Consider the following 16,979-nt stretch of genomic DNA (forward strand, 5'->3'; position numbering starts at 1 on the left):
CAACCTTACTTGTTGATAACCTTTTTGCCACGGTAGTAACCGTCAGCAGTCACGTTGTGACGCAGGTGAGTTTCACCTGAAGTCGCGTCTACAGAAAGTGCAGCTGTAGTCAGCGCATCGTGTGAACGGCGCATGCCACGCTTAGAACGTGTTTTACGGTTTTGTTGTACGGCCATGGACCCTACTCCTATGTTATTGCTTAAAGATTTACTTCTTTAAACTTTTTAAAACATCGAACGGATTCGGCTTCTCTTCCAACACTTCGTCTGGAAGTTCACCAAACACCATATTGTCTGAAGTAACGCTACAATCTGCTTCGTCGTGCATCGCAACCTGGGGCAAGTTAATGATGAACTCGTCTTCAACTAACTGAATCAGGTCAACCTCACCGTACTCGTTCAGATCTACCAAATCGTACTCGTCGGGGGCGTCTTCTTCACTTTGTTGCCCTTTATAAGGGGTATAAGTGAATTCAACTTCACACTCGTGTGTGAAAACCTCATTACAGCGTTGACACTCTAAATCGACTTCGATGTTAGCTTTACCAGAGATAACAACAAGTCGCTGTTCATCAAGCCCAAATGACAATGAGACTTGAGCGTCGCGTTTAACGCCTTCGACTGACTCCTCTAAGCGCTTGAAAAGACTCATTTGGATGATGCCATCGTAATCAAGTCGTTTCTGAGCGGCTTTACCCGGATCAATCGTTCGCGGTATTTTTACCTTTTGCATAGGGCGCGAATATTATCTTCCAAAATAGATTTAGTCAAAGAAAAAGGCAAAAAAGTTACTTTTTTTTCCCTTTCCGTATAGAGAATTATGAGCAGCCTGTTTGTTGATATAAGCTGCCGTAAAACCCGTGATAATTGTACAGTAAGAAGCGTATAAAAAGATGCAAAATTACCAACTTGTTTTAGCGTCAACATCCCCTTTCCGTCAACAGCTGCTTGCCAAACTGCAGATCCCGTTTACCACTGCCACCCCGGATTGTGATGAAACCCCGCTGGCCGGTGAGAGTCCGGAGCAGTTGGTATTGCGCCTTGCGGAGGCGAAAGCGCGCTCCTGCCAGGTAACCGACAACAGCCTGGTGATTGGCTCGGATCAGGTGTGTGTGATTGACGGCCAGATTGTCGGCAAGCCCCACACCCGTGATAAAGCCATCGCACAACTGCTCAGTCAGAGCGGTCAGGCAATCACCTTCTACACTGGCCTGGCACTCTATAACCGCAGCACCGACAAGGCTCAGGTGGTTTTAGATACCTTTACCGTTCACTTTCGCCAGCTCACCCCGCAGATGGTCAGCCGTTACGTTGACCAGGAACAGCCGCTGCACTGCGCAGGCAGCTTCAAAAGTGAAGGACTCGGTATCGCCCTGTTTGAACGCCTGGAAGGCGACGATCCGAACAGTCTGGTCGGACTGCCGCTGATTCGCCTTATCCGCCTGCTGGAAAACGAACAGTTTCCGGTACTGTAAGCATTAAGCGAAGCTGAAATCTGATTCAGCCACATATCCTAATTCCGCTGCATATTTTAATTCAGCCACAAATAACGAAGGCTTGTCATCCGACAAGCCTTTGCATTGCTAAAACACCAGTCGCTCTGCTACACCATCAGTCGCCCGGACTGAAAGAATTAGCCTTCCTGACGCATTTTGGCCAGTGCCTGCTCCAGTTTATCGTCAAGCGGCGCATTAATTTCCATTTTTTCGCCGCTGCCCGGATGAACAAACTGAATGTTGGCGGCGTGTAAAAACAGGCGGTCAATGCCAAACTTAGCGGTATAGGCGTCAAAACGGCGATCACCGTAACGATCATCCCAGGCGATCGGGTGGCCCGTGTACTGAGTGTGCACGCGGATCTGGTGAGTTCGGCCGGTAATCGGACTTGCCTGCACAAGCGTCGCTTGTGAAAACTTCTCAAGAATTCTAAAACGGGTCTCTGACGGCTTACCGTTCGGGTTAACCCGCACAATACTGTTCACTTCGTTTTTCAGTAATGGCGCATTGACCGCTTTGCAGCTGGCTTTCCACTCACCCATCACCAACGCGAAGTAGTACTTCTGCACCGTTTTTTCGCGGAACTGGCTCTGCAGGTGACGCAGCGCCGAGCGCTTCTTAGCCACCAACAAAATGCCTGACGTATCGCGATCAATCCGGTGCACCAACTCAAGGAAGCGGGCCTGCGGACGCAGCGCACGCAGCGCTTCAATCGCGCCAAACTTTAAGCCGCTGCCGCCATGCACCGCTGTACCGGATGGTTTATTGAGCACCAAAAGATGCTCATCTTCATACAGTACGCAATGCTCGAGTTTCTGCGACCTTATTGAGCTTAGTGCTCGGTGCCGCGACCTCTTCTTCTTTCACTTCCATGGTCACCGGCGGGATACGCACCATGTCGCCGGCTGCCAGCTTATATTCGGCTTTGACGCGCTTTTTATTGACGCGCACCTCGCCCTTACGCAGGATTCGGTAAACCACGCTTTTAGGAATGTTTTTTAATTGGTTGCGCAAGAAATTATCAATGCGCTGACCAGCCATGTCTTCGTCGATATCAACGAACTGGACTTGGGTTCTTATTTCGCTCATGGCGGCTATTCTAACCGTAATAGGATGAAATTCACATTTTCTTGGTAACAAAAAAAACGCTTTCAGCTTAAAACTTAAGCTAAATTGTTGAAACTCACATCAATGCGACGCACTGCTCCGACAGTTCAAGCCTGGAATACGCGCAAAACTCAAATTTGTCACTGCTTTTCACCGAGAATTTTGCGTGTTCACTGACATTTTTTATACAGAGCCCCAAAATTTTAAGCGCTTTCTAATAAAGCAGATTGCTGAGTTTACCAGTCACTGCTATAGTTCACAGCTGCAATAATCGAACAGGTGGCAAATTATCTGTAGCCGTTTGATTAACGCAAGTTTATGAGTAGCTAAGCCAAAAACCGATGTGCTGCACACGGCGTAAGACACAGTTGATTAAGGCGTTCTTGTTGCTCTACTCATCGTCATTTCATGTTGAGTATCCTCCGCCACTACGCGGATCACAGGCGAGTGAAACGCTTGTGATACTGAAGTGCCCTCAGAGCATCCCCCTCCAGCCGGGAGGCTGTAATAACCAAGCCATGGGATCAGGCACCGTGAAAACGAAACAAAAGCAATAAGAACAACAATCAAAATGAAGAAAAGATAACGAGATTTTTAAATGAAAAGAATGTTAATTAACGCAACTCAAAAAGAAGAGTTGCGTGTCGCGTTGGTCGATGGCCAGCGACTGTTCGATTTGGATATCGAAAGTCCTGGACATGAATCTAAAAAAGCGAATATCTACAAAGGACGTATTACCCGCATTGAACCAAGTCTGGAAGCCGCATTCGTCGACTACGGCGCTGAAAGACACGGTTTCCTTCCTCTTAAAGAAATTGCCCGCGAATACTTCCCAGAAGGTTACAGTTACCAAGGCCGACCAAGCATTAAAGAAGTGCTGACGGAAGGTCAGGAAGTGATCGTACAGGTAGAGAAAGAAGAACGTGGCAGTAAAGGCGCGGCTCTGACTACCTTTATCTCACTGGCTGGTAGCTACCTGGTTCTGATGCCAAATAACCCTCGAGCCGGCGGTATTTCACGTCGTATCGAAGGTGATGAACGCACTGAACTTAAGGCAGCACTGAGCACACTGGAACTACCGCAAGGTATGGGTCTGATTGTTCGTACCGCAGGTGTAGGTAAAAGTGCGGAAGAGCTGGAGTGGGACCTGAATGTGCTTATCAATCACTGGAGCGCAATCAAACAGGCATCTGACTCTAACCCGGCCCCATTCCTGATTCACCAGGAAAGTAACGTCATCGTACGTGCCATTCGTGACTATCTGCGTCGCGATATCGGCGAAATTCTTATCGACAGCAACACCATCTATGAACGCGCTCTGGAGCACATCCGTTTGGTGCGTCCTGACTTCATTAACCGAGTCAAGAAATACGATGGTGAAGTGCCACTGTTCAGCCACTTCCAAATCGAGAGCCAGATCGAATCTGCTTTCCAACGTGAAGTTCGTCTGCCTTCCGGCGGTTCAATTGTTATTGACCCGACTGAAGCTCTGACCTCTATCGATATCAACTCAGCACGCGCAACCAAAGGCGGCGATATTGAAGAGACGGCTCTGAACACGAACCTGGAAGCGGCCGATGAGATTGCTCGTCAACTGCGTCTGCGTGACCTGGGCGGCCTGGTTGTTATCGACTTTATCGACATGACGCCTGTTCGCCATCAACGCGAAGTAGAAAACCGTCTGCGTGAGGCCGTACGTCTGGATCGTGCCCGCGTGCAGATCGGTCGTATCTCCCGCTTTGGTCTGCTGGAAATGTCGCGTCAGCGTCTGAGCCCGTCACTGGCAGAAGCAAGCCACCACATCTGTCCGCGTTGTACCGGTACTGGTGTGGTGCGTGACAACGAATCTCTGGCGCTGTCTGTACTGCGTCTGATTGAAGAAGAAGCTCTGAAAGACAATACCTCTCAGGTACTGGCTGTTGTGCCGGTCTCGATCGCTTCTTACCTGCTGAACGAAAAACGTCGTTCAGTTAACCACATTGAGCGTCACCAAGATGTGAAAATCACTGTGGTACCAAACTCTGATATGGAAACTCCGCACTTCGAAGTTATCCGTATCCGTGAAGGTGAAGAGCAGGAAATGCTGTCTTACCTGATTCCGCGTAAGCTGGAATCAATGAAAGAAGCAGAAGGCAAAGATCTGGGTGATGCCGATATCAAACCTAAGCGTCTGGAAGAACCAGTACTGAAAGGTTTTGCAGCTCCGACTCAATCGGCTCCGATTCCTAAACCACAGCCGGTAGAAGCACCACAACCTGCGCCTGCTGCTCCTGTACAACAACAAAAACCGGGCCTGATTTCCCGCTTCCTGAAAGCTCTGTCAAACCTGTTTGCAGCGCCTCAGGCAGAAGAGCCAAAACAAGCTCAGGAGACTGAGGAAAAACCACAGCAGAAACCGCAAGGTGACCGCAACAAGTCTTCCCAGCCTCGCCGTGAACGTAATAACGATCGCCGCCGCAACCCGCGTGATAAAAACAGACGCAAAGCGGATGACGTGAAAGATGCGAAACCACAAGAGAGCAATAAGCCTGCGGATAAAGACGCGCAAAGCAATCGTAAGCAAGAGCGTAAACCGAAGCAGGAAACGCACAGATCGTAACGAGCGTAGCGAACGTAACGACCGCAATGCTAACGATCAGCGTCGTAACAAACGTGACGACAGCAAACGCGATGAAGCGAAATCCAGTAAGGTGATGGAACAGGGTCGCAAACTGGCGACCGATGCTCAGCAACAAGACGTAACCGAAGCGCCTCGTCAGGAAGCGCAAGAGGAAAAAGCGGCCGTTGTGAAAGAGCGTCGCCAGCGCCGTAAACTGACCAAGCAAATCCGTATTAAGGATCAGACTGAAGAAGCCATCACTGCAGCCGCTCAACCAGAGCAGGCAGCAGAGGCAGAATCAGTGAAAGATAACAATACCTCGGTAAAAGATAACAATACCAAGGTTGCTGAAACTGACGCGGAAAACACTGAAAAAGACGAGCAGAAACAACGCCGTAACCGCCGTTCACCACGTCACCTGCGTGCCAGTGGTCAGCGTCGTCGTCGCGGTCGCGATCGCCGTCCTAACCCATTCCGTCTGCGTAAAGGTGGTGTAGCATCACCGGAAATGGCGATGGGTAAAGTGATGCCTCGTTATGACCTGCCGAAGCCGAAGAAAGCAAAAGCAGAACAACAGACGCAAACTAATGTCACGCTGGGCGGTTTCGCTTGTCCGGAAATGGCAATGGGTAAAGTGATCATCCGTCGTGAAGCGCCGGTGGCAGAGCTGGTAACAGACAATACAGCGCTTGAAGCAGCCGTGGTTGAAACTGCAGCTGTTGCGACTCCGGTTGCCGAGACTCCAGTCGTTACAACTCCGGTAGTTGAAAGCCCTGTGGTAGAAGCACCTGCCGTTGAAGCCAGTGCTCCGGAAGCCGCACCAACGGTAGCGACAGAAGAAGTCGCTGTGGCAGAAGTGGCACCTGAAGCAGTAGTGGCACCAGCAACAGAAGAAGTTGCAGTTGCACAAGCCGCTGCTGAAGAGGCGACTACGCAACCAAGCGCAAAACCAGCGCCTGTTGCAGAAGTGATCGAGCCAGTGATTGAAGAAGCGCCTGTGATTATTAAAGCGCCGAAAGCGATCGCCGTGACGTCCGGCCGTGCATCAGCACCAATGGCCAAAGCGCCAGGCAGCAGTGAACTGAAAGAGATTGCCGTCGTGGCAGCGCCATTCCGCGTTGAACGTTACCAGCCTCGCGGAGCCGGCAGCCAAGTTGCCCGCAACCAGGCCGGTGCAGCAATGACTAAGCCACAATAACTGGCTAAAGTTGCGGTTTACGCACTAATACGTTGAAAAGTAAAAGCCCACCTGAGAAGGTGGGCTTTTTTATTAAGACTTGTCGCTCAGAAACCAGCGATGTCTCTTTAAACGAACTGCGTCGCAAAGTACGGGACAAATACGCCGATTAGAAAGCGTAATTCAGACTGATGGTACTGTAGATTTCATCATGGTCTTTGCCAGACGCAACTTCCGTGTTGTAGATGTACTCTGTATCCAAAACCAGGGCCAGTCTCTCGGCCAGTTTGTTTTTCAGATACGCATTGGCTGTTGTGGTTGTGTTTGAATCACCGTAGTCCATCCGTACACCGCCACCAATATCGAGTGCGTCACTTACTTTCAAGCTGCCATTAATAAAGCCGTTGGCAATGATTTCATCCTCTGAACGGTTCGGATGGTCTTCATCAAAAGACTGACGTTTCGAATAACGGAAACCCGGACCAGCACCAACTTCCAGTTTTGATGTTTCGGTATCAACTAAGGTATAACCAAAACCACCGACTAACAGCGCCTGGTGACGATAAGTCGCATATTGGTCATGCTCGTACTTGGCGTTACCAAACACAAAAGAGCTTTGCGATAAGGTGTGTTTGATATCGTAGATCACACGATATTTGTTGGTACCGTCATCATCATCGTCACTATCGGACTTATGTGAATAGTAGGTCGCCAGAGAGAGCTTTTGCTTACGCATCTCTTCATCATAATTAAGTGTGGCGCCCGAGTTGATCGACATCGAAGTACTATCCGTTTTGGAATAGATAAAGCCTAGTTTGGCATCCCCGCTAAATTGTCCCCCTTGTGTCTCTTCTGCGCTTTGCTCCTGAGCAGCATAGGCAGAACAAGACAGTGCACTGATTAACGCCGTCAGTGCCGTATTTCTTGCTGACAATGGCATGGATAACCTCCAACTGAAAAAATGGCAAAGTCATCACTATATGACACCAGTCACATCACTCCGTTAATTTTCAGTCAGAACTTTACTTAACTGACGAGAAAATAAGCAAAAAGCCTTACAAACATCGCTATCGGCACACTCTGATCTGACACGCGACGTAGTTTCCCATCCCTCACCCTCGCAAGAATGTGTGTCCTGATAATGCATCTGATAACTGCACATGCAAGGATGTGTGTCCCGATAATTGCTTCCTGATAACTGCTGCTGATCGACCATTCATCACAGTGATAATTCCATCCCTGCTCAGACATTCGGCCGGTTAATTGTTGAACTTAATCACACTATTCAGTACCATTCTGCGCTCAACTAGCGACACCTAAACGCTGCTACTTTTTGATTTCCCAGTTTCGGTTGGTCCCGGATGATGCCAGTTGTCATCAGGCACTGCTAAACACAGCACGCACTAGTGTCGCCGTTCATTTAACGACAGCGAAAAACTGAGTACTCATGTTTGAATTCCCACAATTTTCCAAGCATTCGGTAAAAAATGACGTGTTATCCGGTCTGACGGTTGCACTGGCATTAGTTCCCGAAGCCGTCGCGTTTGCCTTTGTGGCAGGCGTGGATCCTATGGTTGGTCTGTATGCCGCCTTCATCGTCGGTCTGGTCACCTCTATTTTTGGTGGTCGTCCGGGCATGATTTCCGGCGCAACCGGCGCGATGGCTGTGGTCATGGTCAGCCTGGTAGCTGCCCATGGTATTCAGTATCTGTTTGCAACCATTATGCTGGCGGGTGTTTTGCAGATCTGTGCCGGTCTGTTTAAACTCGGCAAGTTTATCCGTATGGTGCCGCACCCGGTGATGATTGGTTTCGTCAACGGCCTGGCTATCGTGATTTTCCTGGCTCAGCTTGGCCAGTTTAAAGCACCGGATCTGAACGGCATCCTGACTTGGCTGCCGCAAGATCAGATGATGCTGATGCTGGGTCTGGTCGCACTGACCATGGCTATCATTTACTTCCTGCCAAAGCTGACCACCGCAGTGCCGTCTTCCCTGGTTGCGATAGTCACTATTACCTTACTGGTACAAGGCCTGGGTCTGGAAACTCGTACTGTAGTCGACTTCCTGCGCTCAATGTCAGGTAATGATGCTGCTACCCTGGCTGGCAATCTGCCGATTTTCGCTCTGCCAACAGTTCCTATGACACTGGAAACGCTGCAAATCATCCTGCCTTATGCGGTTATTCTGGCAGCAGTCGGTCTGATCGAATCCCTGCTGACACTGACGGTTTCTGGATGAAATGACCAACACACGCGGTCAGTCAAACCGTGAATGTATGGGTCAGGGCCTGGCGAATATGACCTGTTCCGTCTTCGGCGCTATGGGTGGTTGTGCCATGATTGGCCAGTCTATGATCAACGTTAACTCAGGCGGCCGTGGCCGACTGTCAGGTATCGTTGCTGCAGTCATGCTGCTGTTCTTTATTCTGTTTGCTTCCTCACTGATTGAAATGATCCCGCTGGCTGCGCTGGTTGGTGTGATGTTTATGGTCGTGATTGGCACTTTCGAGTGGGCCACCTTCAAACTGGCACGCCGCGTACCAAAACAAGACTTTTTTGTTATCGTACTGGTGACCGTGGTAACAGTGTTTACTGACCTGGCGATTGCAGTATTGGTGGGTGTGGTTGTCTCGGCTCTGATGTTTGCCTGGGAGCACGCCAAGCACATCTATGCCAGCACCCAAATCAACGAGGAAGGTTCAAAAATTTACCTGATCAACGGCCCGGTATTCTTTGGCTCTGCGGCTAATTTCCTCGAGCTGTTTGATGCCCAGAAACGACCCGCAAGATGTGATTGTTGATTTCGCCCAGTCACGCGTCGCCGACCATTCCGCGATTGAAGCGATTGAGACGATCGCCGAGCGTTACGCCTCGGTCGGTAAAACCCTGCACCTGCGTCACCTGAGTGAAGATTGTCGTGCCCTGCTGCACAAAGCAGGCAGCCTGGTCGAGATTAACGTCAAAGAAGACCCAAGCTACAAGGTCGCGACCGACACACTGGCTGGCTAATCAACCTCGCTGGCACTTGATGAGTAAAGTTAGTACGTAACAAAGTACGTACGTAAGTAAATAATTAGAAAGCCTCTCGGTTTAACGCCGAGAGGCTTTTTTAATTTGTTGCATCCTGAAAGAGACTGACTGGTTAAAGACTAAGCATCAGGTCCACATCACTAATACTGCAGCCAGGGCCACTAAAATCAGTCCCAGCCCGTCTTTAATGCGTACTTTCTGTCGTAACCAGAATACAGAGATCAGCATGGTGAAAAAGATCTCCACCTGGCCCAGCGTTTTCACATACGGTACCGCTTCCAGCGACATCGCACTAAACCAGCCGAGCGAACCGATACAGCTGCACACACTGGTCGCCACGACAATTTTAGGCCGCTGCCACAGAGCTTTGAGCGTCGCCGGATCGCGCACCAGCAGATACACCACCAGCATCAGAGTCTGGAGCGATATGACCGACAGCAACACCCAGGCAGCGCTGTACGGGAAAGGTAACCCGAGTGCAAGACTGGCTTCACGAATCCACAATGACGTTAACGCAAAAGCGCTGCCGCTGCCGAGGCCAAGTAAAATAGTCGGTACCGACAACTGACGCCAGCCGCCCTGAGTACTCATCATGAACACTCCGACACCACCAATCACTACCCCGCTCCATCCGAGCAGGCTCAGGTGGGTGCCAAAGAAAATCATCCCCAGAATGGCGGCCACCAAGGCTTCACTTTTGGCAAGTCCGGCCCCCACTGCATAGTTATTGAATTTAAACAGTTTCACCATCAAAGCCGTGGCGATGATTTGCATCACGGACGCTCCGATCACAAAGCCGGTAAAGCTGAGATTAAAAGTCGGCAGAGCTGCATCGGGTTGGTATTGATACAGTCCGAGCAGATAGAGCGCAGCGATCGGGCTTGCCCACAGAAAACGCGCCAGGGTCACACCAGCAGTTTTCACATCGCCGGAAAGACGGCTTTGAAAGGCATTACGCCAGGATTGCATGAAAGCAGCGAGAAAAGTAAAGAAAATCCATGTCATGGGCGATGATCCGATAAAGAGCGAAAGCGCTATGCTATGCAAACTGTGGTTTATCGGCAACCTAAATCCGGCCAGATACAGTAATAACGCCAGCCAACCGCTCCTCTTGCCCCTATCTGACGTCAGTCGGCCCAAGGCAGAGGAAAGCTCTCACCAGCGCATGAAGCGATGGTTTAACACTGACAATAAAAAACCCGCCGGATGGCGGGTTTTTAGTTTCATGGCTAGGTTTTCGTGCTAGCGAAAACTTATCTCATTACGCTTCAGCTTTGTCTTTTTTCGCTTTAGGCGCTGCGGCTGGAGCAGCTACTTTTGCAGCTTCCTGATCCGCTTTTTTCTTGATAACAGTGGTACCTTCGAAAGTTTCACCTTCAACGAACGCTTTACCGTAGTAAGAAGCAGACAGTACTTCTTTCAGCTCTGAAATCAGAGGGTAACGTGGGTTCGCACCAGTACATTGGTCATCGAACGCTTCAACCGCAAGCTCATCCAGTTTCGCCAGGAAGTCAGCTTCGTTGACACCTGCAGCCTGGATAGACATTGGGATATCCAGATTCACTTTCAGCTCATCCAACCATGCCAGCAGACGTTCAATCTTCTGCGCAGTGCGGTCGCCAGCCTGGCTCAGACCCAGGTGGTCTGCAACTTCTGCGTAACGACGACGTGCTTGCGGACGGTCGTATTGAGAGAATGCAGTCTGTTTAGTCGGGTTATCGTTCGCGTTGTAACGTACCACGTTAGAAATCAGCAGTGCGTTCGCCAGGCCGTGTGGCAGGTGGAACTCAGCACCGATTTTGTGTGCCATTGAGTGACATACACCCAGGAATGCGTTAGCAAACGCGACACCTGCGATAGTCGCTGCGTTGTGTACTTTTTCACGTGCAATCGGGTCTTTAGAACCGTTTGCGTAGCTTGATGGCAGGTATTCTTTCAGCATTTTCAGCGCTTGCAGAGCCTGACCGTCAGAGTATTCGTTCGCCAGAACAGATACATAAGCTTCCAGAGCGTGAGTCACCGCGTCGTAACCACCGAAGGCAGTCAGAGACTTAGGCATGTTCATCACCAGGTTAGCGTCAACGATAGCCATGTTAGGAGTCAGTTCGTAGTCCGCCAGTGGATATTTCGCACCAGTTTTGTCGTCAGTTACTACGGCAAACGGAGTGACTTCTGAACCTGTACCTGAAGTGGTAGTGATACATACCAGCTCAGCTTTCTGACCCATTTTAGGGAACTTGTAGATACGTTTACGGATATCCATAAAGCGCATTGCCAGTTCTTCGAAGTGAGTCTCTGGGTGCTCGTACATTACCCACATGATTTTCGCTGCGTCCATTGGAGAACCACCGCCCAGCGCCAGGATAACGTCTGGCTGGAAGCTGCTCATCGCTTCAGCACCTTTCTTAACCACAGACAGAGTTGGATCTGCTTCTACATCAAAGAAAGTCTGAACTTCCATACCCTGCGCTTTCAGCAGTTGTACTACGTCATCAGCATAACCGTTGTTGAACAGGAAGCGGTCAGTTACCAGGAAACGCGCGTTTTTTACCTTCCAGGTCGCTCAGTGCGATTGGAAGACTACCGCGACGGAAGTAGATTGACTTAGGTAGTTTATGCCACAACATGTTTTCAGCTCGTTTCGCTACAGTTTTCTTGTTGATCAGGTGCTTAGGACCTACGTTCTCAGAGATAGAGTTACCACCCCAAGAACCACAACCCAGAGTCAGAGACGGCGCAACGTTGAAGTTGTACAGGTCACCGATACCACCGTGAGTGGTTGGGATGTTGATCAGGATACGTGCAGTTTTCAGCTTGTCACCGAAGTAACGGATACGGTCTGCGTTCACGTCTTGGTTAGTGTAAAGACCTGAAGTATGGCCGATACCACCGATTTCAACCATGGTTACTGCTTGTGCAACCGCATCTTCGAAGTCATCAGCACGGAACAGACCCAGAGTCGGAGACAATTTCTCATGCGCAAATTCGTCGTCGTGAGAGACTTTGCCCAGACCTTCACCAACCAGTACTTTAGTGTCAGCAGGAACAGTCACACCCGCCATTTCCGCAATTTTCGCTGCTGGCTGACCTACGATTTTCGCGTTCAGTGCGCCGTTAATCAGCAGTACTTTACGTACTTTTTCCGCTTCAGCTTTGCTTAATACGTACGCTTTGTGAGAAGCAAAACGTGCTTTCACTTCATCGTATACTGAATCAACCACGATAGCGGCCTGCTCTGAAGCACACACTACGCCGTTGTCGAATGTTTTAGACATCAGGATTGAAGCCACTGCACGTTTGATATCGGCAGTTTCGTCAATCACAACCGGTACGTTACCCGCACCCACACCGATAGCTGGTTTACCTGAAGAGTAAGCCGCTTTCACCATGCCCGGACCACCAGTTGCAAGGATCAGCGCAATACCATCGTGTTTCATCAGCGCGTTAGACAGCTCAACAGATGGCTCATCAATCCAGCCGATGATATCTTTTGGCGCACCCGCTGCTACTGCAGCATCCAGAACCAGTTTCGCTGCATCATTAGTAGAGTTTCTTCGCACGTGGGTGTGGAGAGAAGATGATACCGTTACGTGTCTTCAGAGAAATCAGAGACTTGAAGATCGCAGTTGAAGTCGGGTTAGTGGTTGGTACGATACCGCAGATAATGCCGACAGGCTCAGCGATAGTCATAGTGCCCAGGTTGTCATCTTCTTCCAGAACACCACAAGTCTTTTCGTCTTTGTATTTGTTGTAGATAAACTCAGACGCAAAGTGGTTCTTGATTACTTTATCCTCAACAATACCCATGCCAGATTCCGCTACCGCTTGTTGCGCCAGAGGAATACGAGCTTGGTTAGCTGCCAGCGATGCTGCACGGAAGATTTTGTCTACTTGTTCCTGAGTGTAAGTAGCAAATTCGGCTTGTGCCGCTTTCACACGTGCTACAAGAGCATCAAGTTCAGCCAAGTTAGTTACAGGCATAATGAATCTCCTAAAAATATAAAAATGTTAAAAACTCTTTATTAAGCATGTGTCTTTAAGTTTTGGCCATTTCGTCAATCATTTATCTGACGACAGGCTTAGTAAATTGCTTTCATGGCTGAGTATAATCTTTCACTGTGTGACAAATATTGACTCAGATCAGTTATGAAAAAGTAATTACTACTCTAGGGGTATTTACCCAGAAAAAACAAACTTAAATTATTGAATTTTATATACAAATAAAAAATCACCACTCACTAAAATATTGCTTCACCCGATAAGAAAAACTAAAAAAACTACACAGCTTTGTAAAAAAGTTTCATTTTTGTACAACCGCACTACATGTACCCGTGGATTGATGTGCCACTAAGCAGTATATCTTTTCAGCGATATGCCTCCACACCACTGGATAAATTTTAGCCAAACTGTGCTCTGGTTAACATGCCAGCCTCAAATTGAATACAAAACCAACAATAACGAAACTCTTGGTTCACACTGAGTCATAATGATTAGTTTTTCTTAATCATCAGAGGCCTGCAGCGATACTTTTTTTCATTCGTGCTTTAACAGGCTTTGCACTACATTAAGCCTGTTTTTTATGTCAACCCTGTGATTTCAAGAGAATCCTTAATGCAATTTGAGTTCGCTATTTTTCTGCAGTTTTTTCTCGGCCTTGTGGCCGCCGTTAACCCGGTCGGTATCATGCCTGTGTTTGTGTCGCTGACCGGCCACATGACACCGGAAGAAAAGAATAAAACCGCAGCCACTGCCAATACAGCCGTTGCGGTCATTTTGATCATTGCATTGCTTGGTGGTCAGATGCTGCTGGATATGTTCAGCATTTCACTCGACTCTTTCCGCGTGGCAGGTGGTTTACTGCTGCTGAGCATCGCATTTTCGATGATGAGCGGTAAACTGGGTGAAGATAAGCAGAATAAACAGGAAAAGACCGAATACATCAGCCGTGAGCAGATAGGTGTGGTTCCTCTGGCCATGCCGCTGATGGCAGGTCCGGGTGCGATCAGTTCGACGATTGTTTATGGTTCGCGTTATCCGGCGATGATGGATACCTTAGGTATCGTCGTTACCATTATTTTGTTTTGCGTGGCATCATGGGTTCTGTTCCGCTCCGCACCTTATATCGTGCGCTTATTAGGCCAGACCGGGATCAACGTCATCACTCGTATCATGGGCCTGATTCTGGGCGCATTGGGGATTGAATTTATCGCCAACGGATTACGCAGCCTGTTTCCGGGACTGGCGTAAACCGCTGGCCGGATTAGCCTAACGCCCGACATAACGTTATGATATTGCAACGAGTGACACAGGTTGCAATATCATGACGGACAATACCTTTAAACACCAGCTTTACGTCGTTATCTTCGGTACTCACACCCGCGGCGGGCGTATTTTTGACATCGCATTGATTATTGCGATTCTGACCTCCATTCTGGCGCTGATACTCGAATCCATCCCCGAGGTGGCCGCCGTCTGGAAGCAGGAAATCCGCATCATCGAATACGTCTTCACTGCATTATTTACCATCGAATATCTGCTCAGACTGTATTGTTCCCCTCAGCCCAAAGCCTACGCAAAAAGTTTTTACGGCGTCATCGACCTGGTGTCTATCCTGCCGACTTACTTCAGCCTGCTGTTTCCTTCCGCCACCTTTATGGGCGCAATCCGCTTATTACGTGTAATGCGTATTTTTCGGATCTTTAAACTGGTGCGCTATCTGCAAGACTCCAACATTCTGATGCGCTCCATGCTGGGAGCCCGACGTAAGGTTCTGATCTTTTTCAGTACTGTGGCGGTTTTGGTCACCATTTTTGGATCTATCGTGTACGTAATTGAAGGACCGGAAAACGGCTTTACCAGTATCCCGCAGAGCATCTATTGGGCGATAGTCACCATTACCACCGTCGGCTATGGCGATGTCGCACCACAAACTCCGCTCGGAAAAGCAGTGGCCGCTCTGACCATGCTGCTCGGTTATTCGATCCTCGCGGTACCAACCGGCATTATTACCGCAGAGCTCAATCAGGAAATGAACTCACATCGTGAACTGGTGAAGTGCCCCAACTGCTCCCATGCAGGCCATGATCCGGATGCCATGTACTGTAAACATTGTGGCAGTGAACTGGCTGACCCGGATAAACGTGTGGTACCAACCAGGCTGCCACCAAAAGTTACCGCAGGCTCAGAGCAAAAAAACGTGCAGCCACCCGATGACTAACTGAGGTAAGTACGGTCAGTCATGACCACTTCGCCCAGTTGAGGATGTTGAGCGCCGTGATGGGGTGAACACTCGGTATGCCAAAGGAAAGGTATGCCAACGAAAGGGATCGTAACCAAAGGAATGGCAGGCCGTAACCAAAGAGAGTTACGAACTGTTAGTCATAAAAAAAGCGCCCGCAGGCGCTTTTTCCGAAACAGACTTGTTTTTCAGTCTGGGACGAAGTGTTATTACTTCTCAGCCAGAATGATACGCAGTGTACGACGCAGTGGTTCTGCCGCACCCCATAACAGCTGGTCACCAACGGTGAACGCGTTAAGGAAATCGTCACCCATCGACATTTTACGCAGACGGCCAACTGGCACAGACAGTGTACCGGTAACTTTCGCTGGGCTAAGCTCGCGTGCAGTGATGTCACGTTCGTTCGGGATAACTTTAACCCAATCATTGTGAGTCGCGATCATCTCTTCGATCTCATCCAGTGGCACATTCTGTTTCAGCTTGATAGTCAGTGCCTGAGAGTGACAACGCATCGCACCGATACGGACACAAGTACCGTCAATTGGCACCGGAGAATTAGATGAGCCCAGGATCTTGTTCGCTTCAACGCCTGCTTTCCACTCTTCTTTGCTCTGGCCATTGTCACGTTTAACATCTATCCAAGGGATCAGAGAGCCGGCCAGAGGTACACCAAACTGGTCAGTCGGGAAGCTTGCAGAACGCATGGTTTCCGCTACTTTCTGGTCAATATCCAGAATAGAGCTCGACGGGTTCGCCAACTCAGAGCTGACGGAGTCATTGATCACGCCCATCTGGGAGATCAGCTCACGCATATTCTGTGCACCGGCACCAGACGCCGCCTGGTAAGTCATGGCACTCATCCACTCAACCAGACCGCGCTCGAACAGACCACCCAGCCCCATCAGCATCAGGCTGACAGTACAGTTACCGCCAACAAAAGTGTTAGTGCCGCCATGGATACCTTGCTGGATTTGATTCAGGTTAACCGGATCCAGAGTAATGATGGAATCTTCAGCCATACGCAGGGTAGAAGCTGCATCGATCCAGTAGCCTTTCCAGCCAGCCTGACGCAGAGCAGGGTACACTTTCTCTGTGTAGCTGCCACCCTGACAGGTGATAACTGCGTCCAGTTGCTTCAGGCTATCAATATCAAATGCGTCTTGCAGTAAACCCGCTTCTTTACCAAAATTAGGAGCAGGGATACCGATTTGAGACGTACTGTAGAATACCGGCTCAATCAGGTTGAAATCGCCTTCTTCAACCATACGTTGCATAAGTACAGAACCAACCATACCACGCCAACCCACTAAACCTACTCTCATCGCACTAACTC

8 protein-coding genes and 4 pseudogenes are annotated in these 16,979 nt (G+C 49.4%); 5 read left to right on the forward strand and 7 right to left on the reverse strand.

All coding sequences use genetic code 11. The features are described 5' to 3' along the window. Positions 1 to 5: 5 nt before the first annotated feature. Positions 6 to 176: a 50S ribosomal protein L32 gene (gene rpmF, locus ABDK09_18665; protein XAW88965.1), complete on the reverse strand. Its 171-nt coding sequence runs from the start codon at positions 174 to 176 to the stop codon at positions 6 to 8. A gap of 31 nt (positions 177 to 207) precedes the next feature. Beyond that, the gene (gene yceD, locus ABDK09_18670) at positions 208 to 732 is read right to left on the reverse strand and encodes a 23S rRNA accumulation protein YceD (protein ID XAW88966.1); all 525 of its coding nucleotides are present in this window, start codon (positions 730 to 732) and stop codon (positions 208 to 210) included. 160 nt (positions 733 to 892) lie between these two features. Between yceD and ABDK09_18675 the strand changes: the two genes are divergently transcribed. After that, positions 893 to 1,474, forward strand: coding sequence for a nucleoside triphosphate pyrophosphatase (locus ABDK09_18675; protein ID XAW88967.1), 582 nt, complete (start codon positions 893 to 895; stop codon positions 1,472 to 1,474). Positions 1,475 to 1,632: 158 nt separating this feature from the next. On the opposite strand, the pseudogene rluC reads toward ABDK09_18675, so the two are convergent. Then, a pseudogene (gene rluC / locus ABDK09_18680) lies at positions 1,633 to 2,584 on the reverse strand (23S rRNA pseudouridine(955/2504/2580) synthase RluC). Between the two features lie 616 nt (positions 2,585 to 3,200). Between rluC and rne the strand changes: the two are divergent. Continuing rightward, positions 3,201 to 6,399: pseudogene (gene rne / locus ABDK09_18685) on the forward strand (ribonuclease E). A gap of 148 nt (positions 6,400 to 6,547) precedes the next feature. On the opposite strand, the gene ABDK09_18690 reads toward rne, so the two are convergent. Continuing rightward, positions 6,548 to 7,318: a DUF481 domain-containing protein gene (locus tag ABDK09_18690; GenBank protein XAW88968.1), complete on the reverse strand. Its 771-nt coding sequence runs from the start codon at positions 7,316 to 7,318 to the stop codon at positions 6,548 to 6,550. 507 nt (positions 7,319 to 7,825) lie between these two features. Between ABDK09_18690 and ABDK09_18695 the strand changes: the two are divergent. Next, positions 7,826 to 9,387 (forward strand): annotated as a pseudogene (locus tag ABDK09_18695) (SulP family inorganic anion transporter). Positions 9,388 to 9,534: 147 nt separating this feature from the next. Here ABDK09_18695 and ABDK09_18700 read toward each other — a convergent pair. Next, the gene (locus tag ABDK09_18700; protein XAW88969.1) at positions 9,535 to 10,413 is read right to left on the reverse strand and encodes a DMT family transporter; all 879 of its coding nucleotides are present in this window, start codon (positions 10,411 to 10,413) and stop codon (positions 9,535 to 9,537) included. Between the two features lie 256 nt (positions 10,414 to 10,669). Beyond that, positions 10,670 to 13,389, reverse strand: a pseudogene (gene adhE, locus ABDK09_18705) (bifunctional acetaldehyde-CoA/alcohol dehydrogenase). A 630-nt stretch (positions 13,390 to 14,019) separates the two neighbouring features. Between adhE and ABDK09_18710 the strand changes: the two are divergent. Together ABDK09_18710 and ABDK09_18715 are read left to right on the forward strand one after the other, a co-directional pair. Continuing rightward, positions 14,020 to 14,655, forward strand: a complete 636-nt coding sequence (locus tag ABDK09_18710; GenBank protein ID XAW88970.1) for a YchE family NAAT transporter — start codon at positions 14,020 to 14,022, stop codon at positions 14,653 to 14,655. A 73-nt stretch (positions 14,656 to 14,728) separates the two neighbouring features. Beyond that, the gene (locus tag ABDK09_18715; protein XAW88971.1) at positions 14,729 to 15,625 is read left to right on the forward strand and encodes an ion transporter; all 897 of its coding nucleotides are present in this window, start codon (positions 14,729 to 14,731) and stop codon (positions 15,623 to 15,625) included. A gap of 230 nt (positions 15,626 to 15,855) precedes the next feature. Here the strand turns inward: ABDK09_18715 and asd are convergent, their stop codons facing one another. After that, entirely contained in the window at positions 15,856 to 16,968 is a 1,113-nt protein-coding gene (asd, locus tag ABDK09_18720; GenBank protein XAW88972.1) for an aspartate-semialdehyde dehydrogenase, read from the reverse strand. Between the last annotated feature and the right edge of the window lie 11 nt (positions 16,969 to 16,979).

The sequence above is a fragment of the Vibrio sp. CDRSL-10 TSBA genome, assembly GCA_039696685.1.
Lineage (GTDB): Bacteria > Pseudomonadota > Gammaproteobacteria > Enterobacterales > Vibrionaceae > Vibrio.